Source organism: Nonomuraea typhae, from assembly GCF_009760925.1.
Taxonomy (GTDB): Bacteria; Actinomycetota; Actinomycetes; order Streptosporangiales; family Streptosporangiaceae; genus Nonomuraea; species Nonomuraea typhae.
In genome coordinates this window covers 210,529-233,193 of record NZ_VRLV01000005.1, presented here as the reverse complement: position 1 = coordinate 233,193, position 22,665 = coordinate 210,529, and the positions used below count along the sequence as shown (strand labels likewise).

Annotated in this window: 20 protein-coding genes; 9 read left to right on the top strand and 11 right to left on the bottom strand. The window is 69.8% G+C overall.

The window, feature by feature from the left end; all coding sequences use genetic code 11:
* Positions 1 to 122: 122 nt before the first annotated feature.
* The 7 genes from FVE25_RS20540 to FVE25_RS20510 all read right to left on the bottom strand — a co-directional run bounded on the left by FVE25_RS20540 (position 123) and on the right by FVE25_RS20510 (position 8,167).
* On the bottom strand, positions 123 to 533 hold the full coding sequence (locus FVE25_RS20540; RefSeq protein WP_157248626.1) for a VOC family protein: 411 nt from the start codon (positions 531 to 533) through the stop codon (positions 123 to 125).
* 963 nt (positions 534 to 1,496) lie between these two features.
* Complete coding sequence (locus FVE25_RS20535; RefSeq protein ID WP_157248625.1) at positions 1,497 to 2,813, bottom strand: transcriptional regulator; 1,317 nt, start codon at positions 2,811 to 2,813, stop codon at positions 1,497 to 1,499.
* A gap of 5 nt (positions 2,814 to 2,818) precedes the next feature.
* Positions 2,819 to 3,628 carry an amidohydrolase family protein gene (locus FVE25_RS20530; protein WP_157248624.1) on the bottom strand — a complete coding sequence of 270 codons (810 nt, stop codon included), beginning with the start codon at positions 3,626 to 3,628 and terminating at the stop codon, positions 2,819 to 2,821.
* A complete protein-coding gene (locus FVE25_RS20525) occupies positions 3,625 to 4,359 on the bottom strand; it encodes an amidohydrolase family protein (protein ID WP_157248623.1) in 735 nt (244 codons plus the stop codon). The genes FVE25_RS20530 and FVE25_RS20525 overlap by 4 nt, the downstream gene beginning before the upstream one ends.
* Positions 4,343 to 5,917 carry a heparinase II/III family protein gene (locus tag FVE25_RS20520; protein WP_157248622.1) on the bottom strand — a complete coding sequence of 525 codons (1,575 nt, stop codon included), beginning with the start codon at positions 5,915 to 5,917 and terminating at the stop codon, positions 4,343 to 4,345. Before FVE25_RS20520 ends, FVE25_RS20525 begins: the two co-directional genes overlap by 17 nt.
* On the bottom strand, positions 5,914 to 6,906 hold the full coding sequence (locus FVE25_RS20515; protein WP_157248621.1) for a Gfo/Idh/MocA family protein: 993 nt from the start codon (positions 6,904 to 6,906) through the stop codon (positions 5,914 to 5,916). The genes FVE25_RS20520 and FVE25_RS20515 overlap by 4 nt, the downstream gene beginning before the upstream one ends.
* On the bottom strand, positions 6,890 to 8,167 hold the full coding sequence (locus FVE25_RS20510) for an ABC transporter substrate-binding protein (protein WP_157248620.1): 1,278 nt from the start codon (positions 8,165 to 8,167) through the stop codon (positions 6,890 to 6,892). The genes FVE25_RS20515 and FVE25_RS20510 overlap by 17 nt, the downstream gene beginning before the upstream one ends.
* A 119-nt stretch (positions 8,168 to 8,286) precedes the next feature.
* On the opposite strand from FVE25_RS20510, the gene FVE25_RS20505 reads away from it, so the two are divergent.
* The 5 genes from FVE25_RS20505 to FVE25_RS20485 all read left to right on the top strand — a co-directional run bounded on the left by FVE25_RS20505 (position 8,287) and on the right by FVE25_RS20485 (position 14,305).
* Complete coding sequence (locus FVE25_RS20505) at positions 8,287 to 9,150, top strand: carbohydrate ABC transporter permease (RefSeq protein ID WP_157248619.1); 864 nt, start codon at positions 8,287 to 8,289, stop codon at positions 9,148 to 9,150.
* Positions 9,147 to 9,956 (top strand): carbohydrate ABC transporter permease, encoded by an 810-nt coding sequence (locus tag FVE25_RS20500; protein ID WP_157248618.1) that lies wholly within the window; start codon positions 9,147 to 9,149, stop codon positions 9,954 to 9,956. The genes FVE25_RS20505 and FVE25_RS20500 overlap by 4 nt, the downstream gene beginning before the upstream one ends.
* 5 nt (positions 9,957 to 9,961) lie before the next feature.
* A complete protein-coding gene (locus FVE25_RS20495; protein WP_157248617.1) occupies positions 9,962 to 11,446 on the top strand; it encodes a hypothetical protein in 1,485 nt (494 codons plus the stop codon).
* The gene (locus FVE25_RS20490) at positions 11,447 to 12,937 is read left to right on the top strand and encodes a hypothetical protein (protein WP_157248616.1); all 1,491 of its coding nucleotides are present in this window, start codon (positions 11,447 to 11,449) and stop codon (positions 12,935 to 12,937) included.
* 201 nt (positions 12,938 to 13,138) lie between these two features.
* A complete protein-coding gene (locus FVE25_RS20485; protein WP_157248615.1) occupies positions 13,139 to 14,305 on the top strand; it encodes an MFS transporter in 1,167 nt (388 codons plus the stop codon).
* On the opposite strand, the gene FVE25_RS20480 is transcribed toward FVE25_RS20485, so the two are convergent.
* Positions 14,274 to 14,660 carry a DUF1761 domain-containing protein gene (locus FVE25_RS20480; protein WP_157248614.1) on the bottom strand — a complete coding sequence of 129 codons (387 nt, stop codon included), beginning with the start codon at positions 14,658 to 14,660 and terminating at the stop codon, positions 14,274 to 14,276. The two genes, FVE25_RS20485 and FVE25_RS20480, sit on opposite strands and share 32 nt — an antisense overlap.
* 74 nt (positions 14,661 to 14,734) lie before the next feature.
* Here FVE25_RS20480 and FVE25_RS20475 point away from each other — a divergent pair, with 74 nt between their 5' ends.
* On the top strand, positions 14,735 to 15,391 hold the full coding sequence (locus FVE25_RS20475; protein ID WP_157248613.1) for a TetR/AcrR family transcriptional regulator: 657 nt from the start codon (positions 14,735 to 14,737) through the stop codon (positions 15,389 to 15,391).
* Here FVE25_RS20475 and FVE25_RS20470 read toward each other — a convergent pair.
* From FVE25_RS20470 to hisC, 3 genes are all read right to left on the bottom strand, one after another.
* The gene (locus tag FVE25_RS20470; RefSeq protein WP_157248612.1) at positions 15,357 to 15,671 is read right to left on the bottom strand and encodes a hypothetical protein; all 315 of its coding nucleotides are present in this window, start codon (positions 15,669 to 15,671) and stop codon (positions 15,357 to 15,359) included. The two genes, FVE25_RS20475 and FVE25_RS20470, sit on opposite strands and share 35 nt — an antisense overlap.
* A gap of 103 nt (positions 15,672 to 15,774) precedes the next feature.
* Positions 15,775 to 16,185: a glycine-rich domain-containing protein gene (locus tag FVE25_RS20465; RefSeq protein WP_157248611.1), complete on the bottom strand. Its 411-nt coding sequence runs from the start codon at positions 16,183 to 16,185 to the stop codon at positions 15,775 to 15,777.
* A gap of 391 nt (positions 16,186 to 16,576) precedes the next feature.
* On the bottom strand, positions 16,577 to 17,632 hold the full coding sequence (gene hisC / locus FVE25_RS20460; protein WP_181019652.1) for a histidinol-phosphate transaminase: 1,056 nt from the start codon (positions 17,630 to 17,632) through the stop codon (positions 16,577 to 16,579).
* A gap of 90 nt (positions 17,633 to 17,722) precedes the next feature.
* Between hisC and FVE25_RS20455 the strand changes: the two genes are divergently transcribed.
* Genes FVE25_RS20455 through FVE25_RS20445 form a run of 3 tightly spaced genes read left to right on the top strand, consistent with a single transcriptional unit; the run spans position 17,723 to position 22,664 of the window.
* Complete coding sequence (locus tag FVE25_RS20455; RefSeq protein WP_157248610.1) at positions 17,723 to 18,397, top strand: TetR/AcrR family transcriptional regulator; 675 nt, start codon at positions 17,723 to 17,725, stop codon at positions 18,395 to 18,397.
* Entirely contained in the window at positions 18,397 to 20,934 is a 2,538-nt protein-coding gene (locus FVE25_RS20450; protein WP_157248609.1) for an ABC transporter ATP-binding protein/permease, read from the top strand. The genes FVE25_RS20455 and FVE25_RS20450 overlap by 1 nt, the downstream gene beginning before the upstream one ends.
* Positions 20,931 to 22,664 (top strand): ABC transporter ATP-binding protein, encoded by a 1,734-nt coding sequence (locus FVE25_RS20445; RefSeq protein ID WP_157248608.1) that lies wholly within the window; start codon positions 20,931 to 20,933, stop codon positions 22,662 to 22,664. The genes FVE25_RS20450 and FVE25_RS20445 overlap by 4 nt, the downstream gene beginning before the upstream one ends.
* The last annotated feature ends 1 nt before the right edge of the window (position 22,665 follow it).

The window sequence follows — 22,665 nt, the reverse complement described above, 5'->3', positions numbered from 1 at the left end:
GGCCGCTGCATGGGCGCCGCCTCCACGACCTGGAGCGTGGGCGCTACGTGCGCTCGCCCCGGCCCTGCGCCGCCGTTGCCGTCCCGTAGATCGGCCCAGATGAGCGGCGTCCGGGGGGTGGGCTAGGCGCGCTTGGGCCAGATGAGGCCCTGGTCGGTCCAGATGACGCCCTTGTTGCGGCAGAGGCAGAAGGGGTGGCCGACAGGGTCGGTGTAGACGCGGAAGCCGTAGCCGTCGGGGCCGATGGAGTCGTGCTGCAGGGACGCGCCGAGAACCAGGACGCGGTTCTGCTCGGCCTCGATGTCGTCGACTTCGAAGTCGAGATGGAACTGCTTGGGGTGTTCGCTGTCGGGCCACCGCGGGGCTCGGTAGTCCTCCACCGGGGTGAAGGCCAGCTCGATCTCGCCGAACTGAATGCCGACCCAGTTCTCGTGGCTGCCCTCCTTGATCGGGCGACCTGTCACCTTGGAGTAGAAGCCCGCAAGTTTCATCGCATCCGGGCAGTCGATGATGAAGTCGGTGAGTCGCAGCATCTCGCGATCCTGTCACAAGATCAATAAGCTGGTACTGGTTTGCCGCGCAGCACTCTGGGCGCGGGTCGGCAAACATCGTCCGCGCGGGAGATTGCCGGCCGGGAGCCTGCTCCCAGCGCGTCTAGGACTGGTGGCCTGGAATGACGCTCCGGGCTAGGGCATGTTCTAAGTTCGGATCATTCGGGATTCGGGTAGCGGTGCCTCAGCGGGGCCCGCCGCTCAAACAGTGGTCCTTGGCGTTGTAGAGCTGTCCGGCGATCGTGCGGCGGGCAGAGAACGCTTGCCGGAAAAGATCCAAAGCGGCATTCTCGCTCTTCCTTCAAAACGTGCCAGATGAATGTAGCTCCCGGGCAAGCCGGGGCACTCCTTGCCGTAACACCCGTGGGGGGCGACTCTAGGAGCCTGTCAGTGGGACATGTCCACGCTTGTGGAGGCGGTGAAGAGTTGTGGCGAGTTTTCGGCGGGTGGTAGCTAGGCTGTCGCTGGTCTCCGTGCTGCTGGTGGCTTCGTTCTTTTCCCTGACGCCAGGCGCACACGCGGACTGGACAAAAGGAAATCCTAATTGCGCCAGCATATGGTGGCGGGTCTGCATCGACACCGTCAGAGAAGCTTTCTACGGGCCAATAGAAATTTACGGATACAACTTCACGCCCGGGCGCTGGGATCTCTGGTATCGCGTGGATTCGAGCACGACCTGGTACTGGATCAAGTCAATTGATATCGTGAGCAATAACTTCTACACGGTCGCTGGAGTATCTCATTGCGCTTACTCCAGCATCACGATGAGGGCCACGCAGGGGACCAGGATATCCACTCAGGACTGGGTCCGCTCGATCTGCTAATGACGTCTCATCCGGGCTGCGCTCGTCCCGGCCAGGTGCCCTCGTCCTCCCGTCAACCCAGCGCGCAAGCCGCGCGCCGAAGGCGCGCACAGATCAAGGGCGCCCGGGCGGAGCGAGGTCCTTAAGGTCTGACCAACCGGTACGGCTGGCGGGGTCGGCCTGCCTGGGAGCCCTTTACCGGGGGCATCGGCCAGGCCAGGCCCTCTTCTGCCAGGCTTTGCAGTACTCTCCGTGCCGACCTGGGCGCTATGGCCAGGACGTCGGCCACGATTTCCGCGTCGACCACCAACGCCTCCGGCCCGTCGCCCAGGCCGCCGATCAGGCGTTCCAAGAGCTTGGCCCCCTTGGTGGCGATGACCGGTTCCGCTTCTGCCCGGCGGCGCTGGCGGAGGGGCAGGGACAGGACCGTGCCGTCGCCTCCTACGAGGTAGGCGGCCGCCGCGCCGGCGTTGCGCGCCTTCTCCACGGCCACCAGCGCGTTCGCGTCGGCGTCCCGGGCGGTGGTGCCGAGGCCGATGCCGACCTCCACCGGTACTCCGGCTTCTGACCGGATCCGGTCCATGAACGGCGCTACCCGGAACCCGTCGGTGGCCTGTGCAAGCGCCCCCACGGTGGCTGTCACGACATAGGCGTTCTCGTCGCGAGGTGTGACGGTAGCTCCCATGACCCGAGCGTCGGCCAGCAGCGACTGGTGAAGGGACAGCTTGAGTTCCTGCTGCCAGTAGTTCCCCGGCCCCGAATAGCTGGGCCGGGCCGACGCCGCCAGTTCGACCACCGCGATCGCGATCTGGGCCTCCTCCAACCGGCTCCCCGTGCCGAGCAGGGCGGCGGTGTTGAGGGCCAGCCGGAGCGTGTGGGAGGTGGGCAGCACCCTCAGGACGGGCACCCCGGAGGCGGTCAGCGCCTTGGCCACGCTCCTTATGGTGGTCAGCGCGGCCGTGGTGGCTCCCCGGCGGAACAGTTGCTCGTGGAAGCCGGCGAACCCCCGGGCCGATTCCGGCTGATCGTAGGAGGACACCTGGACCGAGGCGGTGCTGATCCCGATCTCGCTGTACGCCTCCTCGACGTCCGCCGCGGGCAGCGAGTCGATGGAGACGCGCGCGGGGTCGATCCCTTCGTTGAGCACGCCCCGCAGCAGGGCGGCGTACAGGCTGGCCCCGCTCATGGGCACGAATGTCGCGGGCACCGGCAGTTCCCCGGCCTGCCGGGCCAGGTCGTACTGGAGCGGCCCGGTGAAGAGCACCACGTCGATGGTGTCGGCGATCTTCGAGAACTTCTCGTACGTCTCGTGCTCGCCGGCCAGAGGCGCCCCGACCAGCCGCCAGTCGGCCGCGGCGGGCAGGTCGGCCCCGATCATCATGATCTGCTCGACCAGGTCGGGTGGCCCGATGACGCCGATGGCCACTCGCGAGCGTGCCTCGGATCGCAACCGATCCATGATCGTTATCTCCCCAGTCTGGATCGCCACTGCAGCAGGTGCGTCATCGTCCCGCCGAGCACCGCGGCCCGGTCCTCCTCAGAAAGGCCACTGAAGATTACCCGGCCCAGCGACATGCGAAGATCGATGAACGGGAAGTCGGATCCGTAGACCACCCGGCCCGTGCCCACCTCACGCACCATTCTGGCGATGTCGGCGCCGCTGTTGAAGGAGCCGCAGATTTCCAGCACCAGTCCGGGACGCCGCTGGGCGGCTTCGATCGCGAGGTCGAAGCCGAGCGGGGTGGCTCCGGCGTGCCCGGCCAGGATGGTCGCCGCGGGGTGCCGCACGGCGACCTCCTCCACGTGCGACAGGGAGTTGTACGGCGAGGCGTCGTAGCTGTGGGTCAGCACGGGGCAGCCGGTACGGCCGGCGAACTCCCACACGGGTGCGTAGCGGCGGCCGGTGAGCGGGTAGTCGTGCAGGTCGGGGTGGAGTTTGATGCCGCCGAAGCGCGGGTCGTCACCCCAGCGGGCGAGTTCGCCCGCCGGGTCCTGCCAGGGGTTGACGGTCAGGTAGCCGGTGAAGCGGCCGGGGGCCCGCCGTACGATCTCCGCGGTCTGCTCGTTGCCCTCGGCGGCGTCGAGCTGGATGGCGAGGTGGCTGGAGACGACGGCGTGCGCGACGCCGCACCGGTCCATGACGCGCGTCATCGCGTCGGGCCCGGCTTCGGGGATGAAGAACAGGCTGTACGGCCCGGCGTGCGCGTGGGCGTCGACGATGCGCACGGCGGTCTGGGGACGGCGGTTCCACACGGCGGTCTCGATGACGCTCACGCGGCCCTCGCTTCCTGGCGCAGCAGGTTCCGTATGTTTCCGGCGCCGACGAGTGCGACGTCGGCGTCGTCCAGTTCCGACCACAGGAGCCGGGTGATCGACTCGGCCCGGTCGCGGGCGGGTGCGCCGGTGCCGAAGACGAGGCGGCGGGAGCCGTACCGCTCGACGAGCCATTCGAGGCCGCAGTGGGAGGAGAGGTTGGCCAGCCCGAGGTGGACGTTGGTGGTGCGGGTGAGCACGCCCGCGGCCTGCCTGAGCAGGCGGTAGCCGAGGCCGCCGACGACGACGGACAGGGCCGGGCGGGCGGCGGCCACGGTCTCGACGGCGGGCCAGGTGATCTGGGGGGCGTCGAGCAACAGCGGGAGGCCGGCTTCCGCGAGGGCGTCCAGTACGGGGGCGGCGTCGGGGCCGGCCAGGTCGTAGCCGTGGTCGGCGGGGTAGGCGCGGACGGCGGCCACGCCGTGTTCCAGGGCGTTGGTGATGAAGTGCTCCGTTTCGCCGCAGGTGTCGGGGAGGAGTACCCAGCACGGGCGCAGCCGGGGTTCGGCCGCTGTCAGGTCGGCGACGCGCAGGTTGCCCCGGTGCGGGTCGTGCAGCCATGACCAGCTGTGGGTCACGAGGGCCTCGGCGATGCCGAATCGGTCCATGTCGGCCAGCGCCTGCGTGACCGTGCCCGCGCCGACGTCCCTGCGGGGGTGGCGGCCGAGCATCGCGTCAGCGTCGATCAGCATGGACCGTCCATCCGTCGGGGATCGTGGGGGGCTCGTCGCGGAAGCGGAAGGGGAACAGGCCGACGGTGAACCGGCCGTCGGCGCGGCGCAGGCCGAGTGAGTGGATCTGACCGTATTCGGCGGTTCTGGTCGAGGGGTCGGGGATGCGCGCGGGGCCGCTGCCGTGCAGGACCTCCTCGGGCGGTTCCAGGGGTACGGCCAGCAGTCCGGGACCCTTTTCGGTGATGAATCCATCGCCGAAGGGTCGCCAGGGCGACAGGCCGTGCACGGTCCAGATCGCCTCGGCGGCGATGCCATCGGAGATCACCCAGTAGCCGGGATCCTTCACGAAGACGATCCGCCGGTCGTGACGCCGGCCGTAAGCGTGGTGGTGCCCCGCGAAGACCACCAGATCATCATTTGTCCGGAACAGGTCGCAGCCGGCCGCCCGCCCCTCCTCCGCATACGCGAGCCCGGGCACCACCACCGTGTTGTGCGCCCCGGTCGCCTGGTACCAGGAGTAGTACGCCGGATCGTCGTAGGACGGCGGCCCGCCGCCCTCCCAGGCCAGCGGCACCCCCCACCCCTCGATCACGAAGTCCAGGACCGCGTGGTGGCTGTGCGGCTCCAGCTCATGCCCCACATAAGGCCCATAGTTCACCACCGTGTGAAACCCGGAGCCCCGCATCACCGCATACCCGCTGGCCTCCAGGTTGACCGACGCCTCACCGGCGGCGACGCCCTCCGGCCACACCACGCCGCTGTCCTGCAGATGCGGCACCCATCCCCCGGAAGTGGTCAACGCGGACAGCCAGCCGTACATCGCCAGATATCGCGGATGGGCGGCCAGGGAAGGCTCGACGGCGGCGGCCCGCTTGAGCGCGTCCAGGCACATGAGGTGGTAGCCGGGCGAGCGCTCGTGGTGTCCCCCGTCGTCACGGACGTCGCGCTCCAGATGCTCGTGGATGCGCGCCAGCGCCACCTCGGCCCAGGAGCCGGACTCCGGCAGATCGGCGAAGACCCGCGCGAGGTGCAGCAATTCGCAGACGGTGGCGAACTGCCAGTTGCCATGCCGGAACGCGTCGTGCTCCTCGGCCGACCATCGGGCGCCCCCGATGACCGTCTTGAGCATCTCCCCGCGGCACGCCTCCCCCAGCGCGTCGCCGAAGACGCGCAGCGCATACGTGACGTACATCCCGCGAGCGCAGACACCGAGCGAGTACCAGACCACGTCGAGCCCCGGCCAGTCCCCCTTGACCTGGTCCCGCGCGGCGTACCACTGCCGGAACAGCCGCTCCCAGGCGTCCGCGTAGCGCTGCGCGCCGGTCTCGGCGTAGGCGGCGATCAGCGGCGTCATCCAGCGCAGGTAGTGAAACCCGTACAACCGGGAGCGCCCATGCCCCTTGTCCAGGAAGTCGACCTCGATCCCGATCAGGTCGTCGGCGCCGGCCGCGGGCATGCCGGCCGGGACGGGTTCTCCCCATCTCCAGGTACGGCCCAGCGGCGGCAGATCCTCGTCGGGAATGTGGCGCATCCGCGTGGGGTGCACATGCGGCGGTTTCTCGACATATCCACTCATGCCACGGTCCCCGGCCTCCCCGTCCGCGCCGACTCGTGCGCGGCGGCCAGGACGGCGGTGACATCACGCGAACTCTCGACACTGATCAACGGCTCGGCCCCGGTGCGGGCGCAGTCGACGAAGTGATGGATGGCGTCCCGGTAGGCCCCGGCCGGAACCCCGTGCACGACGCGCTGGAGCATGTTGCGGGGATAGGTGTATCCCCGGGCGGTGGCGAGCTGGATGTTCTCCTTCTGCCGGTCGAGCTGGATGACCCCGTCCTCACCGGCGACCGTGACGTAGCTGTCGACCACGGTCGGGAAGGTGTTGGGATAGATCCAGGCCGACTCGAAGGTGGCCACGGCCCCCCGGGAGAAGCGCGCCTGGATCTGCATCGCGTCGGGGGTCTCGATGCCCAGGCCGCGCAGCTTGCCGTACCGGGCGGTGGCGAAGACCTCGGCGACGCGGTCGGCGAACAACCAGCTCACCAGGTCGATGTCGTGGCTGGACAGGAACCACGCGCACGAGGTCTGGTCGGCCCACCGGATCATCTCCGTGGGCACGAAGATCGTGTCGTTCTTGCGCGCGTAGCCGACGACCGGCTCGCCGACCAGCGGCATCTGCTCCTTGGCCTGCGCGTAGGCGGGCACCCAGCGGTGGTTGAACAGGCACATCGCGACCACGCCCGCCCGCCGGATGGCGGCGACGGCGCGGTCGGCGTCGGCGACCGTGGTGGTGAACGGCTTCTCGACCAGGATGTGCAGCCCGGCTTCCGCGGCGGCCACCATCATGTCGGCGTGCAGGTGGTCGGGCGTGGTGATCGAGACGGCGTCCACGTCGCCGGAGGCGATCAGCTCCCGGTAGCCGGAGTAGACGGCCGCCTCCCCCAGCGGGTTCCGGCTGACCGCGGTGAGCTCGGCGTCCGGGTGGGCGGCGAGCACCTCCGCGTGCCCGCGGCCCATGATCCCGGTGCCGATGATCCCTACTCTGAGCTTAGGCAAGTGCGTCATTCCATCGCTTCTCTGCAGTGTCCAGCGCTTCCTTCGCGCTCTTGGTACCCGTGAGGAAGGCCCTGACCTCCTCGGAGATCAGCTCGCCCAGCTCGGCGTCCTTGGCGGTGCCGATCGGGACGTACTTCAGCTCGGGCAGCCCCTTCACGATCACGCTTCTGGCCACGGCCATGGGGTCGGCGCCGGAGACGTCGGTGAAGAAGGCGTCCTTGGTCGAGGAGACCGTCGAGGGGTAGATCGGCACGATCTTGCAGAAGGCGAGCTGGTTGGCGCCGTTGGTGAAGAACTTGATGAACTCGGCGGCGGCCTTCTTGTGCTTGGACGCCTTCGGGATGGAGAACGCCTGCTGGGCCAGGAGCAGGTTGCCGCCGGTGCTCATCTGGACCGGCGGGGTGACCACGAGGTCCTTGTAGACGTCCGGCGCGTTCTTCTGCACGTTGAGCAGTTCGGCGGCGTTGGCGTGGGCCTTGAAGGCGACCTGGCCGTTCTCCAGCGTCTGCGGGAGGTTGCGGACGTCCTTGGAGACGGCGCCGGGCGCGATGCCCCTGGCCTCGTAGCTCTTCTTGAACTTCGCCAGGACGGCGACGGCCTCGGGCGTGTTGAAGGCGGCCCTCTTCTTGTCGGGGCTGAGCAGCTCGATGCCGTAGTAGCGCAGCGTGTTGTGGTCGGGCAGCGCGTTGAAGCCGTTGACCTTGGTCTTCTCGTAGACCCTGTCGGCCAGCGCGAGCGCCTCGTCGTAGCCGGTGGGCGGCTTGGCGGGGTCGAAGCCGACCCGGTCCATGACCGACTTGCGGTACATCGCGACCGGAGCGCCGCCGTTGTACCAGGGCACGGCGTAGAGCTTGCCGCCGGTGCGCAGGGGTTCGACCAGGTTCGCCTGGAAGTCGGCCAGGGCACTCTGGTCGAAGTAGGCGTCCAGCGGTTCCAGCGACGGTACGAAGCGGCCCAGCTCGATCGAGCTGACGTTGACGGCGTCGGGTACCTCGCCGCTGGCCACGGCGGCCAGCAGCTTGGTGGCGCTCTCCTGGCCGGGCACGTCCACCCAGGTGATCGTGACCTTGGGATGCCGCCTCTGGTAGTCGGCGATCAGGCCGTTGATGTAGCCGCTGTAGTTCTTCTTCAGGTTGATCGTCCAGAACTCGACCTCACCCTCGAAGGGCTGGTCGCTGCCGCCTTCCGCGGCTCCCGAGGTACCGGCGACGCAGCCGGTGGCGAGGAGGGAGAACACGAACGCTGCCGCTAAGAAGCTTCTGCTCAACATGTGGCCGTCCTTAATCGCTACTTTCGGCACAATGACAGGACGGACTCTTGCCGTCAATCCCCGACCTATGTACGCTGCAGAAAATTCTGGCCCGCCGTTATCCATCTTTAGGACTACCAATGCCCGGACAGCGGTGGTACACCCCCTACCTCTTCGCCCTCCCAGCCCTGGCGTTGTTCGGGGTCTTCTTCGTCTGGCCCGCCGTCACCGCGATCCAGCTGTCGTTCATGACGTACGACGTGGTCTCGCCACCGGAGTTCACCGGGCTGGACAACTTCGCCAGGCTCGCCGGGGACGAGAAGTTCTGGACGGCCACGGTCAACTCCGTGCTGTTCCTCCTCGGGCTCTTCCCGCTCCTGGTCGTGTTACCGCTGCTGCTGGCCGTACTCGTCAACCAGAAGCTGCCGGGGATCAGGACCTTCCGGATGCTCTACTACCTGCCGGTGGTCACCTCGATGGTCGCCGTGGCCGTGGCCTGGGAGTACGTCTTCAACCAGCAGGGCGTGCTCAACTGGATCCTCACCGGCGCCGGGCTGCTCGACCAGCCGATCCAGTACCTGCTCGACCCCTTCTGGGCCTTACCCGCGCTCATCCTGGTCGAGGGCTGGAAGAGCATGGGCTTCTACATGATGATCTACCTGGCGGGGCTGCAGACCATCGACACCTCGCTGTACGAGGCGGCCCGCGTGGACGGCGCCTCGGCCTGGCACCGCTTCCGGCGCATCACGGTGCCGCTCATGGTCCCCTACATCGCGGTCGCCTTCACGATGGAGATGCTCGACGCGATGCAGGCATTCACCTCGGTGTACGTGATGACCCGGGGCGGGCCGCAGGACGCGACGCTGACCCTCGGCTACTACATCTGGTCGGCCGGGTTCGAGCACTACGAGATGGGCTACGCCAGCGCCGTCGGGCTCGTGCTCTGGGTGGTCATGATCGCGATGGCGATGCTCAACCACCGGCTCACCAGGAGGACGTCATGAGGCGCTTGGGGATGTACGTCCTGCTCACGGCCATCGCCCTGGTCTTCGTGGGCCCGTTCCTCATCCTGCTGTCGGCCGGGCTCAAACCCGCCGGGCAGGCGGTCTTCTCCTTCCCGCCCGACGTCGTCCCGCGCCCTCCGGTCCTGGACTGGGTGAAGGAGGCGTGGACGGCGATCCCGTTCCCGCGCTACCTGCTCAACTCGGTGCTCTACGTGGCCGCGATGGTCCCGGCGTACGTGCTGGTCTCGGCACTGGCCGCCTACCCGCTGGCCCGGCTGCGCTTCCGCGGGCGGAACCTGATCTTCCTGGCGATCCTGTCGACGATGTTCCTGCCGGGCGAGGTCATGCTCATCCCACGCTTCCTCGTGGTCTCGCAGCTCGGGATGGCCGACACGTATGCGGGGGTGATCCTGCCGGGGCTGCTGTCGGCGTTCGGGATCTTCCTGCTCCGGCAGACGTTCGCCGGGGTGCCGCGGGAGATCGTGGACGCAGCCCGCACCGACGGCTGTCACGAGCTGCGCATCTTCTGGCACGTCATGCTGCCCGCGGCCCGGCCCACGCTGGCCATTCTGGGCATCTTCGGCTTCATCTCCGTCTGGAACAGCTTCATCTGGCCGCTGGTGGTGCTGAAGGACTCGGGCAAGTACCCGATCGCCCTCGGCATCGCCTACCTCGCCGGCATCACCGGCACCGACGTCCGCACGCTCGCCGCCGGCACGATCATCTCGATCATCCCGGTGGTGGTCGTCTTCATGCTCATGCAACGCCACGTCCTCGAAGGCATGCGAGGCGCAGTGAAAGGCTGACCACGATGTTGACCCGCAGGCAGTTCGGCCTGGGCGCGATCGCGCTGGCCCTCCCCCTCACCGCACGGACCACCGCCTACGACTACACCGCCCGCGAGACCTTCGACCTGTTCGACCGGACCTTCCACGCCGGCGGGGCGGCCGGGCAGCCGACGCACACCAACGAGCTGGGGCAGCTCGGCTGGGGGCAGTCCTACGTGCTGGCCGCCTTCGTCCGCATGTACGAGGCATATCGCGACACCCACTACCTCGACCGGCTCATCCACAACGCCGACCTGGTTCTGGCCGGGCGGGACTCGGTGCGCGGCGTCACCGACCACCGCGGGCTGTCGCTGCCCGGCTGGCGCAACACCAGCTATACGGCGGGCGGCGTGCGCCTGCTGGACGCCTCCGGGCAGCCGGTGCTCGAGGTGCGCAGCGCGCTGACCAACGTGAGCGACGCCGTGGTCACCGTGAAGGCGGGCAGCTCCGCCGAGCGGTTCACGATCGTGGTGGACAACCCGAAGAAGAAGCGCACCTCCACCTTCACCGACCTGACCGCCGGCGACGCGGTCGAGCGCATCCTGGCCGCCTACCCCTCGCCGAACATGGTCACGGTCAAGAAGCTCGGCGACGGGCTGCCGGCGCAGGGCGCCTTCCCGATGGCCGCGGCGCCGGTGCACTTCTCCGTGCACACGGGCATGATCACCTATCCGATGGCGTCGTTCGTGCGGGTGGTCATGCGGAGTCCCCGCCTCCGACGGATCCCGAAATATCGAGGTAAGGCGGTGGAGTACCTGACCGCCGTCCGCGACGCGGCCGCCATCCACGACCACGAGTGGCGCGACGCGGGCCACTTCGTCTTCGCCAAGACCACCCCCGTCCCCTACGACGGCGTCGAACAGCCCCACAACCAGTCGCTCGGCCTCGGCCAGACCTACGCCGAACTGGCCGCCGCCACCGGCGACCCGCTCTACCGCCGCCGCACCGCCGCCCTGGCCCGCGCCTTCGCCCGCGACCTCACGCCGAACGCCGCCGACGCCGCCGTCTGGCCGTACTGGCCGTCGTCCGGGGTGATGTACCGCGGGTACACGCGGGCCGACGACGTCTCGGAATGGACTCCGTCGTACGGCCGGCCGCCCGTGGGCGCGCAGCAGAAGGAGGACCTCAGCCACGCGGGCGTGGACGTGGAGTTCGCCGGGGCCGCCCACCGCTGGAACCTCGGCTTCACCGGCCGCGACCTGGCCCGCCTGGCCCGCACCTACACCCGGAACCTCGCCACCACCGACAACGGGAGCGCCACGACCTTCCTCTACGTGGACGGCGGCGGCGGTCTGGCTCCGGCCGGGCAGTACCTGCAGGCGCCGCGGTTCATGCCCGTGGCCCAGTGGGATCCCGCCGTGTTCGCCCATGCCCGCCAGGTGTTCGACGATCATGCTGTCGAGGCGCAGACGGGATCCACCCTGCTCTGCGTCGCCTACCTCAACTGGTTCGCCCGAAAGGGGGCATAGGTGCTGCTCAACCTGTTCGCGGCCGGGACACTGGCGTTGACCGGCGGCGCCCAGACGGTGGAGGACGTCTGGCTCACCAAGTACCAGGCGCTCGAGGCGCAGATCGGCGGCTCCAGCTACCGCAACCCCGACAGTGCCACGCTGGCCTGGGGCGAGAGCTACATCATGCGCAGCTACCTCGACGTCTACCAGGCCACCGGCGACACCGCCTGGCTGGACAAGCTCGTCACCCATGCCGACACGGTGATCGCCAACGCCGACGACGTGGACGGCGACGGGTTCCTCGGCTGGAGCACCTCGCGGTACTCACCGGTCGAGCTGGCCAACCCGGGCTTCGAGAGCGCGGCCTCGGGGGATGCGACGCTGCCCGCCTCGTGGACCCGGTTCCAGGACACCGGCAGCCACGTCCACCGCACGACCGACCGCAAGGAGGGCGCGCAGGCCGTCCGGGTGATCTCGGATCAGGCCAAGTGGAAGAAGCTCTACCAGAACGTCAACAGCGCCTACGAGGGCGGCTCCGCCTACGTGCTGCGCGGGTGGGGGAAGAAGTCCGGGTCGGTCACCGGGCGGATCGTGCTGCGCAACGGCTCGGCGACGGTCTGCGCGCTGGACTACACCTCGACGGCGTGGGAGTTCAAGCAGGTCGAGTGCAAGCTGCCGGCGGGCGGGGCGCCGTTGCGGGTGTGGCTGGAGCACGCCTCGTACACGGTGGCCGGGTCGGCATCCTTCGACGAGGTGAAGCTGAGCGGCCGGTTCCCGTACATGGTGCACGACGCCATGATCGGCATTCCGGTGGCGGAGTTCGTGCGGCTGGTGGCCCAGACCCCCGCCTTGTCCGGATATAGCGCGAAGGCGGCGACATATCGGGGTTTTCTGGAGACCGAGATCGTGCCCCGCTGGGAGCAGAGCGGCTACCTCGGCAACACCTGGAACGGCACCACCTGGCAGGAACCACCCGACGTCGACACCTTCTCCCACACCCGGGTCAGCTCCGACCTGCCCTTCAACCAGGCCCTCGGCTTCGCCAACCTCCTCACCGTGCTGCACGGCGTCAACGGCGACGCCGCCTACCTGCAGAAGGCCAACTCCACAGCCCAGTGGGCCAAGCGGAACCTGGTCAACTCCGGAGGCGCGTACATCTGGAACTACGCCTCCTACACCACCACGAAGGAGGACCTCTCCCACGCCAACGTGGACCTGTCCGCGTTCCTGGAGTCCTACCGCCGCGGTCAGGTCTTCACCGCCGCCGACATGACCGCCTTCAAGAACACGCTCAAGACCAAGATGTGGAACGGCTCGGCCACCGCCCCGGTCTTCAGCCAGTACGTGAACGGCACCGGCACGGCCAACGGCGCCGACTACTACCTGCACTCGTGGCTCGAACTCGCCGAATGGGACCCGCAGATCAAGGACCTGGTAGCAGCCAAGTACGCCACCTTCACCCCTGCCAACTCCGGCCACCTCATCACGCTCTCCCGCCTGCTGAAGTGACGATCGCGCAGAATATGCAGTCGCCCACCCACGACATCATCGGTTACCGTCACCTCTCGTGGAGGAATCACCCGGCACCGGAACGGCCGGTGCGGCTGTACCCGGTCACCACGGCACGCGCTGACTCGGATCCCTGATCTCGTCTGACGCGTGCTGCGCCCGCTCCGCGCGTGCTGCGCAGCCCGGAAGGGTGGCCTTCGCGTGCCGTTGTTCCTCCTTGTCTACCTGGCCTATGTCTCCATCGCCCTGCCCGACACCGTGGGCGGCATCACGTGGCCGTTCGTCCGGCTGGACCTGCGCCAGCCGATCGAGGCGCTGGGCGTCGTCGTCCCGTTCGGCGTCGCCGGGTACGTCGTCTCCAGTTCCTCGGCCGCGTCCCTCCTCGCCCGCGCCGGGGTCGGGTGGGTGCTGGCGCTGAGCACCGCGCTGTCGGCCGGCGCGCTGACGGTGTACGCGCTGGCGGGGGCGTTCTGGGTGGTGCTGCTCGCCGTACTCCTCGGCGGCCTGGCCTCCGGCGCGATCGACTCCGCGCTCAACGCCTACGCCGCACGGCACTTCGGCGCCCGTCACCTGACCTGGATGCACGCCTGCTACTGCCTGGGCGCCGCGGCGGGTCCGGCCGCGGCGACCGTACTGCTGGCCGACGGTCGATCGTGGCGCCTGCCGTACGTCGTGCTGGCGATCTCGCAGGTGCTGCTGGCGGTCACGTTCGCACGTACGGCGAAGCGGTGGGGCAGGCCCTCGGCCATCGCGACGCGCCCAAGCCATCCCCCGTGGCCGTCCCCGCGCCTGTTGTGGCCGAGCCTGGCGGCGTTCGTCCTCCAGTCGGGCATCGAGGCGGGGACCGGAATCTGGGCCTACGTCTACCTCACGACCGGCCGCGGCCTGGCCGACGGCCCGGCCGCCCTGACCGTTTCGGCCTTCTGGGCGGCCATGTTCGCCGGGCGCGTCATGGTCGGGCACTGGGGAGACCGGGTCGGAACCCGGCGTTTCCTCACCCTGGGTGTGTGGGGAATGCTCATCGGCGCGGCGTTCGTGGTGATTCCGGGACCGGGCTGGATGGCCTCGGCCGGCGTGGTCGTCATCGGCCTCGCGGCCGCGCCGATGTTCCCGCTGCTGACGTTGACGACGTCCGAACGTGTCGGCGAGGCGCACGCGGACCGCACGATCGGCCTCCAGATGGCCGCCTCCTCGGCGGCCGGCGCGGTGTTGCCCGGCGCCGTCGCCGCGACGCTCATCAGCCTGTACGGCGTCGCCGTCATCGGCCCGTTCCTCGCCATGCTGACGGTCGCGATGTGCCTGATTCACCGGCGACTGCGCCACCCGTGCCCGGGTACTAGTGCAGGAGGCCGAGCACGGCCCCGATGAGCAGCAGTTTCAGGAGCCAGTCTCCGGCGTGCAGCACGGCGGTGACCACCGGTACGCGCTCCCACAGCACCGAGCCGGTGAGCAGGATGAGCGGGAAGCCGAGCCACGCGACGACGCCCAGCAGCATCGCCGAGGGCCAGCTCAACAGGTCCGCCTGTGCCGCGATCCAGGCGAACACGCCGGCCAGGAGCGCGGTCCGCAGCAACTCCACGGCCGCCTTCCACGCTGCCGGCCGTCCCCGGTCGGGCGCGGCGGCGCCCAGCCGGCGCTGCTCGAACGGCGTGGCCAGGGCGTAGTAGAGGGAACTGGCCACGAACGCCAAGACCGCGGAGAGAGGGATTCCCAGGGCGAGCATCTAGACCTCCTTTTTGGTACTGAGAAGTACTATATTTATCGACTTATAGTACTGTCAAGTACTAAGGAGGTCGGATGGCAGCGGAGGCAGGGTCGCGACCACGCGGGCGCCCGAGAGGCAGTGGCGGTGCGGAACTACTGGCGATCGCCCGCGAGGTGTTCCTCACCCAGGGATATCCCGGCGCGACGATGGACCAGGTGGCCGCCCAGGCCCGGATCTCGAAACAGACGCTCTATCGCGAGTACCCCTCGAAGGAACGGCTGTACGCGGCGGTGGTCCGCGACTGGGTCGACCGCGGCTACGACGCCATGCGGCCCCACACCGAAGCGCTGACAGAGTCCGCGGACATCCGGGCCGGCCTGCTGCGGCTCGCGCACGTGCTGCACTCGGGCGTGCTGAGCGAGCCGGTGCTGCGCATGCGATCGCTGGTCGCCACGGAGTCCGCGCGCTTCCCGGACGTCGCCGCCGACTACGTCGAGCGCAGCTGGACCCGCAACACCCAGTTGCTCGCCGACGCACTGGCCGCCCTGGCGGCGCGGGGCCTGATCAAGGCCGAGGACACGCTCGCGGCGGCGCAACAGTTCACCTGGCTGGTTCTCGGCGACCCGCTCAACCGCCGCACACTCGCCGCACAATCCGCACCGGCGGAGGACGACGAGCTGGCGCGGCAGCGCGAGGAGGCGGTCACGACGTTCCTCAGCCGCTACGGCCACGCCAGCGCGTGGCAGTGAACCCCTTCTCCTTGCCGAAGGCGAACACCTGGGCCGGCTCAAGAGCGTAGACGTGCCGGGGATCGCTGAAGGCGGAGTCGGCCGGATCGTAGAACTCGCCATCGTTGACCACTGGATGCCACCACGGATACTTGGCCGGAAACTGGTCCGCGATCTGCTGCAGCCGGGCTGCGTTCCGGACGAGATGGGCGGTGCCTTCGAGAACCACGTCGACATCCGGACCGGGCACCGTGATGGCGCAACCGTGGTTCCGCGCGAGGTTGCGGGCGGCCCCGCTCACCCCGTGGCTCCAGGCCCAAGGCCCACCAGAGCCTTCTACAGGGAGGGGGCATTGGACGTTCTCTTCTCACCCGCTCTCACCAGGATCGGGAGGTTGCCGGCCGCTACCCGTCGTCACCATCTCCCACATGGTCCCCCGAGTAGCACGAGGTGCAGTTGGCTTTGCTGGTGGCCGCCGCGTCGCGTGGCCAGAGCGCGTCCAGGACGTAGAAACCTTGTTCGCGTAGCAGGCCGGCGGTTTCGCCCACCGTGTACAGGATGAAGGTGTCCCACGCCTCGTCGACCAGTGGGGAGGGTGACAGAGCCCGTGCGGCGTCCTGGGCGGCCACGACCAGAAAGATCAGCGCCTGGTCCAACGCTTGCCGCGCCAGGCTGGGCGCGAGGTCATGCGTGGCCACGATACGGGCCGCAACCCGCTCGAACAGCGCCTCGGCCGCCTGGTCGTCGCCGGGGTGACGGGGGTCTTCCAGACGGGCCGTGCCGGTACGCAGACACCCACCGCGTACCCAGGCCATGACAAGTGAGTAGGTCTCTTGGCCAAGTCGACCTCGTACCGCCCGGTGAGGTGGTCGGCCTTGGTCTTGGAGAGGGGGTCCTTGCAGTAGAAGGTAAGCGAGAGATCGTCTCTGTTGCTGTTGGATTGCATGAGATTTCGCCCTCCTGGCCTACGCCACGGACCCCAAGGGTCACGCGAGGGTAAGCAGAGTCAACCCCTGCGGTAGACCGAACGTCCCTGCCGCACCCTGCCGCGACGATCATCACATCGCGCAAGCCGGGCGCCGAAGGCGCACGCAGAAACAGGCTGCCCGAGCGGAGCGAGGACCTCCAGGGGTCGAGCTTCAGCTCGGCTGGAGACACGCCTGGAACCCCGTGCGCGAAGCGCCCGTGGGTGTAAGACCTTGCCTTTCAGAGGAAGGCCGCGGCCGCCTTGAGGAAGGCGTCGTTCGCCTCCGGGTCGCCGATCGACACGCGGGCCCCCTCGCCCGCGAACGGGCGTACGGCCACGCCCTCCACCGCGCATGCCGCGGCGAAGTCCATGGTGTGTTCGCCGAGCCGGAGCCAGACGAAGTTGGCCTCGGTGGGCGGGACCGTCCAGCCCTGGGCGATCAGTGCCTCGCGGACCCGGGCGCGTTCCTTCACCACGCTCTCCACTCTGGTCAGGAGTTCGGTCTCGGCCTGGAGTGAGGCGCAGGCGGCGATCTGGGCCAGGTGGTTGACGGCGAAGGGGACCATGACCTTGCGGACGGCTCCGGCGACCGGCTCGTGGCCGATCAGGTAGCCGACTCGCAGGCCGGCCAGGCCGTACGCCTTGGAGAAGGTGCGCAGGACGCAGACGTTGCGTCGTTCGCGGTAGAAGTCCAGGCCGTCGGGGACGTCCTCGTCGCGGACGTATTCGCGGTATGCCTCGTCCAGGACGACGAGGACGTTGTCGGGGATCTTGTCGAGGAACGCCGTCAGCCGGTCGCGGCGGATCGAGACGCCGGTCGGGTTGTTCGGGTTGCAGACGAAGATCATCCGGGTCCGGTCGGTGACGGCGGCGGCCATCGCGTCCAGGTCGTGTTCCTCGTCCACCAAAGGCACCTGCACCGAGACCGCCCCGGCCAGGTCGGCCAGCAGCGGGTATGCCTCGAACGAGCGCCAGGCGTAGATCACTTCGGCGCCCGGTTCGCCTACGGTCTCGAACAGTTGCTGCGCCACCGTCACCGATCCCGCGCCGAGGGCCACGTGCTCGACCGGCACGTCGTAGCGCTGGGCGATCGCCTCGGTCAGCTGGGCGCAGCCAGGGTCCGGGTAGCGGTTGATCTGCCGTGCGCCCTCCGCGATCGCCTCGACGACCGAAGGCAGCGGGTCATAGGGGGACTCGTTGGAGGACAGCTTGTAGGACCGGCCGTCGGCGGTGAGTACGGCCTTGCCCGGCTTGTAGGCGGGCATCGTGTCCAGGATGGCGCGGAAACGAGGCATGTCCACACTGTAGTCCGCCCTTGTGCGCGGACGATTCGGCGTCTAAGTTATGGCCCGTAACTAAGGTTAGGCTTACCTTCGGGAGGGGTCGTGAGGACGGGCGGGCGGACAGCCACCTTCACCCACGAGGACGTCGTCGCCGCGGGAGTACGGCTCGGCCTGCGCGACCTGACCGTGCAGGCGGTGGCGGACGCGCTCGGCGTCACCACCGCGGCCGTGTACCGGCACGTGCCGAGCCGGGCCGCGCTCGAAACCCTGGTCGGGGAGGCCGTTCTGGCCGGTCTGACGCTCGAGGACGACCCTGCTCAGCCGGTCGCCGATCACCTGGTGGCGTTCGCGTGGCAGCTTCGGCGCTTCACCAAGCGGCATCCCGGCAGCGGGCCGTACCTGCAGCGGATCTTCCCGCGCGGCCCCTCAGGAGTCAGGCTGCTCGAGACGCAGATCAGGGCGCTCGGGCGGCGCGGGTACGACCCCGCCGCCGCCACCGTGCTCAGCTCCGCCGTCGCCACCGTCACCCTCGGGCTCACCGTGGTCGAAGAGGTTCAGGAGGCCCACGCGCTGCTCGATCCGCCGGGCACCGAGCAGGCCACGCGGGAGGCGAGGGCGGCCATGGCCGCCTCGCCGCTGGTGGTCGCCGCCGTCGGGGGCATTCCCGCCCATACCGCCGACGACTACTTCGACGTGGTCGTCAGCGCGCTGGCCGACGGGCTGGTGCGCAGGCTTCCGCCCGGGGCGGCCGTCGCCGTACTAAGAGAGGACCATTGATGGCTCGCGGCTACGCCGGGGCGGTGATGAAGACCTTCGGTGCGATCAACCACACCATCACCGTCGTGTCCTTCACCGACATCACCCCGCACTACCGGCGCATCACCTTCCACGCGCCGACGCTCTTCGACACCGGTCCGATCGAGGCGGCGGCCTGGGTCCGGATGTGGGCTCCCGATCCGGTACGGCCCGGCCGCGAGCACCAGCGCGGCTACACGCTGGTGGCACCGGATCCGGAGAACCTGCTGGTCAGCATGGAGTTCGTGCTGCACGAGCCGGCCGGTCCCGCGTCCATCTGGGCCAGGAACGTCCAGATCGGGGACAGCGTGGAGGTGAGCCGGTGGGGGTCCAAGCAGTTCACGGTGCCGGATCCGGAGCCCGGCGGCTACCTGCTCGTCGGGGACGCGGCCTCGTTGCCCGGGATCAACGCGATTCTGGCCGCCGTGCCGGACACGTCGCCGGTCGAGGTGCTGCTGGAGTCGCATCACGCCGACGACCGGCTGATCCCGATGACCGGGCATCCTCTGGCCCGGGTGACGTGGCTGGACACCACCGGGGATCCCGGGCTGCTGGCCCAGGCCGTCGAGGGGCGGGACTGGTCCGACTGGTACGCCTGGGTGACCGCGGAGTCGGCCGCCACCCGGCGGGTGCGGGAGCGGCTCAAGGAGCTCGGGTTCCCCAAGTCGGAGGTGAAGGCGCAGGCGTACTGGATCAAGGGCAAGGCGATGGGCGTGGACCGGAGCGCCCAGGAACCGGCCCCCGAGCCCGCCGCGGCGTCCCCTGCCCCGGAACCGGGCAGGTGGCGGTCGCGGGCCGGGGTGCGACTGCTGGCGCCGCTGCGGTCGCGGCTCATCCTCGCCGGCGTCTTCCAGGCGGTCGTCAGCCTGCTGCAGCTCGCGCCGTATCTGGTCCTGGTCGAGTTGTGCCGCAGGCTGCTGGCCGGCGGCGCCGAAGGGGTCGCCGGGCTCGGGCTGCTGGCCGTGATCCTGCTGGGCGCGGGCACCACGCTGGCCGGGCTGCTGGTGCTGGCCATGCACGTGCTGGACGCGCGGTTCGGGCACCGGGTCCGGGCCGACGTGGTCGGCAAGCTGGGGCGGCTGCCGCTGGGGTGGTTCACCGAGCGCACCTCGGGGCGGATCAAGCAGGCCGTGCAGGATGACGCGGCCAGCGTGCACTACCTGGTCACGCATGCCGTGCTGGACATCGTGGCGGCGCTGGTGACTCCGCTGGCCGTACTGGGCTATCTGTTCTCCGTCTCGGCCGGGCTGGCCGCGATCCTGCTGGTGCCGCTGCTGGTGTACGGGATTCTGACGGCGCGCATGCTGCAGGCGTCCAGCGCGGCGCTGCCGAAGTTCAGCACGTGGGAGACCCGGGTCGGGTCCGAGGCCGTCGCCTACGTGGACGGGCTGACCGTCGTGCGCGCCTACGACGCCGGGCCCGCGGGCGGCTTCCGGGCGACGCTGGAGGAGCGCGCCCGTTTCCTCGACCAGTGGCAGCGCCCTCTGGGTGGCCGTAAGACGCTGGTCGACCTGGCCACCCGGCCGCTCACCTCGTTGTTGCTGATCGTCGTGGCCGGGTCCCTGATGATGGCCGGTGGCGTGCTCACCGCCGCCGACCTGCTGCCGTTCCTGCTGCTGGGCGTGACGTTCGGCGCGCAGTTGCTGGCCGCCGGGTTCGGCCTGAGCTCGGCCCGCGAGGCGCGGGACGCCGCCCAGCGGATCGGCCTGCTCATGGACGAGCCGGAACTGCCCGAGCCCGGGACGCCCGAGCCGCTGCCCTCCGCCCGGGGGCGGTCGGTGCGCTTCGAGGGTGTGCGGTTCGCCTACACCGCGGGCCACGACGTCCTGACCGGCATCGACCTGGAGCTGCGCCCGGGTACCGTGACGGCGCTCGTCGGCCCGAGCGGCGCCGGGAAGTCCACGCTGGCCGCGCTGCTGGCCCGCTTCCACGACGTCACCGACGGCCGGATCACCCTGGACGGCGTGGACCTGCGCGACCTCCCGCTCACCGACCTGTATGGCAATGTCGGCTTCGTCTTCCAGGACGTCGCCCTCATCCGCGGCACCGTGCACGACAACATCGCCCTCGCCCGGCCCGGCGCCACCCGCGACCAGGTCGAGGAGGCGGCGAAGGCCGCCCGCATCCACGACCGGATCACCCGGCTGCCCGGCGGGTACGACGCGGTCCTCGGCGACGCGGCCCGCCTGTCCGGCGGCGAGGCCCAGCGCCTGACCATCGCCCGCGCGCTCCTGGCCGACCCCGCGGTACTCGTCCTGGACGAGGCCACCGCCTACGCCGACCCGGAGTCCGAGGACCAGGTCCAGGAGGCGCTCACCCGCCTGGTCGCCGGGCGGACCGTGCTGGTGATCGCGCACCGCCTGCACACCGTGGCCGGCGCCGACACCATCGTCGCGCTGGACGGCGGGCGCATCGTCCAGCAGGGCGCCCACGCCGACCTGCTGGCCGTGCCCGGGCTGTACCGCGACCTGTGGCAGGCGTCCTCCCCTCAGCTCACTCCCCGGAAGGCGAGCGCATGATCCTCCAGACCCTCCGCCTGGCCGGTGACCGCAAGGCGGCCGTCCGGTACGCCTGCCTGCTCGGGCTGAGCACCGTGCTGCGCGCCGGGGCGGTGCTCAGCCTGGTGCCCCTGCTGTCCGCCCTCTTCTCCCCCGCCCCGGGCGCCGCGCTCCCGTGGGCCCTGGCGCTCGCCGCGCTGGTGGCCGCGGGCTGGGCCTGCGACTACGCGGTCGCCGGTGCCGGGTTCGCCATCGGCTTCGAACTGCTCAACAAGATCGAGACGCAGATCGTGGACCGGCTGCGGCGCATCCCGCTCGGCTGGTTCACCACCGATCGCCGCACCGAGGCCCAGCGCGCCCTCACCTCCTCCGGCCGCGAACTCTGCCAGGGCATCACCCACCTGATCACCCCGACCGTCAACGCCCTCACGCTGCCCGCCCTCATCGGCCTCGGCCTGCTGGCCGTCGCCCCGCCGCTGGGCCTGGTCGCGCTGGCCGCCGTCCCGCTGCTGCTGGGCGCGCTCTGGCTGAGCGGGCGCTGGATGCGCGCCGCCGACGCCTCCTACGCCGACGCCTCCGGTGAGGTCGCCAACCGCATCATCGAGCTGGCCCAGTCCCAGCCCGCCTTGCGTACGGCCGGCCGTACCGGCGTGGAGGGGACGGCGATCGGCCGCGCGCTGACCCGGCAGCGCACGGCGGCGCTGCGCCTGATCGGCTTCGGCATCCCCGGCCAGCTCGTGTTCGGCCTGGCGACCCAGGTGGCGCTGCTCGCCCTGGCCGCCACGGCCGTCACGCAGGGCCTGGCCGGGAGGCTGTCGGCCGCCGAGGTGGTGGCCGTGATCATCGTCGTGGTCCGGTTCATCGAGCCGTTCACCACGCTGGCCGACCTGTCCCCGGCCCTGGAGAACATGCGCGGCACCCTGGGCAGGGTCCGCACGATGCTCGACGCCCCCGTGCTGAACGGCGCGGCCGAGGAGGTCCTGCCCCGGCACGAGGCCCCGGCGCTGGTGTTGCGCGAGGTCCGCTTCGGCTACGAACCCGGCAAGGACACCCTGGACGGGGTCTCGTTCACCGTCGAGCGGGGCACCACCACGGCCGTCGTCGGCCCCTCCGGCGCGGGCAAGAGCACCCTGCTCGCCCTGATCGCCCGCTTTCACGAGGTGTCGTCCGGCGCCGTCGAGGTGACCGGGCACGACGTGCGCTCCTACGATCCGGCCGTGCTGATGGGCCAGTTGGGCATCGTCTTCCAGGACGTGTACCTGTTCGACGCGACGTTGTACGACAACATCCGGCTGGGTAATCCCGGCGCCTCCGACGAACAGGTCCGCGCCGCGGCCTCGGCGGCCCAGCTCGACGAGGTCGTCAGCCGCCTGCCCGACGGGTTCGAGACCCGGGTGGGCGAACGGGGCGCCGCGCTGTCCGGCGGCGAGCGCCAGCGGGTCAGCATCGCCCGCGCCCTGCTCAAGGACGCGCCCCTGCTGCTCCTGGACGAGGCCACCGCCGCCCTGGACACCACCAACGAACGCGCCATCGTCGCCGCCCTCGAGTCCAGCGGCCGGGACCGCGGCACCCTGATCATCGCCCACCGGCTCAGCACGATCGCCCGCGCCGACCAGATCGTCTTCCTGGAGGGCGGGAAGGTGGCCGAGTGCGGGTCGCTGGCCGAGCTGATCACGCTGAACGGCCGGTTCGCGAGCTACTGGCGCCACCGCGAACAGGCCGCCGACTGGACACTCGTACCGTCACCGTGAC

Excerpts from the sequence above, each read along its gene's own strand:
- FVE25_RS20540 (WP_157248626.1), bottom strand. The coding sequence starts at position 533 with ATGCTGCGACTCACCGACTTCATCATCGACTGCCCGGATGCGATGAAA.
- FVE25_RS20535 (WP_157248625.1), bottom strand. The coding sequence starts at position 2,813 with ATGGATCGGTTGCGATCCGAGGCACGCTCGCGAGTGGCCATCGGCGTC.
- FVE25_RS20525 (WP_157248623.1), bottom strand. The coding sequence starts at position 4,359 with ATGCTGATCGACGCTGACGCGATGCTCGGCCGCCACCCCCGCAGGGAC.
- FVE25_RS20520 (WP_157248622.1), bottom strand. The coding sequence starts at position 5,917 with ATGAGTGGATATGTCGAGAAACCGCCGCATGTGCACCCCACGCGGATG.
- FVE25_RS20515 (WP_157248621.1), bottom strand. The coding sequence starts at position 6,906 with ATGACGCACTTGCCTAAGCTCAGAGTAGGGATCATCGGCACCGGGATC.
- FVE25_RS20510 (WP_157248620.1), bottom strand. The coding sequence starts at position 8,167 with ATGTTGAGCAGAAGCTTCTTAGCGGCAGCGTTCGTGTTCTCCCTCCTC.
- FVE25_RS20505 (WP_157248619.1), top strand. The coding sequence starts at position 8,287 with ATGCCCGGACAGCGGTGGTACACCCCCTACCTCTTCGCCCTCCCAGCC.
- FVE25_RS20500 (WP_157248618.1), top strand. The coding sequence starts at position 9,147 with ATGAGGCGCTTGGGGATGTACGTCCTGCTCACGGCCATCGCCCTGGTC.
- FVE25_RS20495 (WP_157248617.1), top strand. The coding sequence starts at position 9,962 with ATGTTGACCCGCAGGCAGTTCGGCCTGGGCGCGATCGCGCTGGCCCTC.
- FVE25_RS20480 (WP_157248614.1), bottom strand. The coding sequence starts at position 14,660 with ATGCTCGCCCTGGGAATCCCTCTCTCCGCGGTCTTGGCGTTCGTGGCC.
- FVE25_RS20475 (WP_157248613.1), top strand. The coding sequence starts at position 14,735 with ATGGCAGCGGAGGCAGGGTCGCGACCACGCGGGCGCCCGAGAGGCAGT.
- FVE25_RS20465 (WP_157248611.1), bottom strand. The coding sequence starts at position 16,185 with ATGGCCTGGGTACGCGGTGGGTGTCTGCGTACCGGCACGGCCCGTCTG.
- hisC (WP_181019652.1), bottom strand. The coding sequence starts at position 17,632 with ATGCCTCGTTTCCGCGCCATCCTGGACACGATGCCCGCCTACAAGCCG.
- FVE25_RS20450 (WP_157248609.1), top strand. The coding sequence starts at position 18,397 with ATGGCTCGCGGCTACGCCGGGGCGGTGATGAAGACCTTCGGTGCGATC.
- FVE25_RS20445 (WP_157248608.1), top strand. The coding sequence starts at position 20,931 with ATGATCCTCCAGACCCTCCGCCTGGCCGGTGACCGCAAGGCGGCCGTC.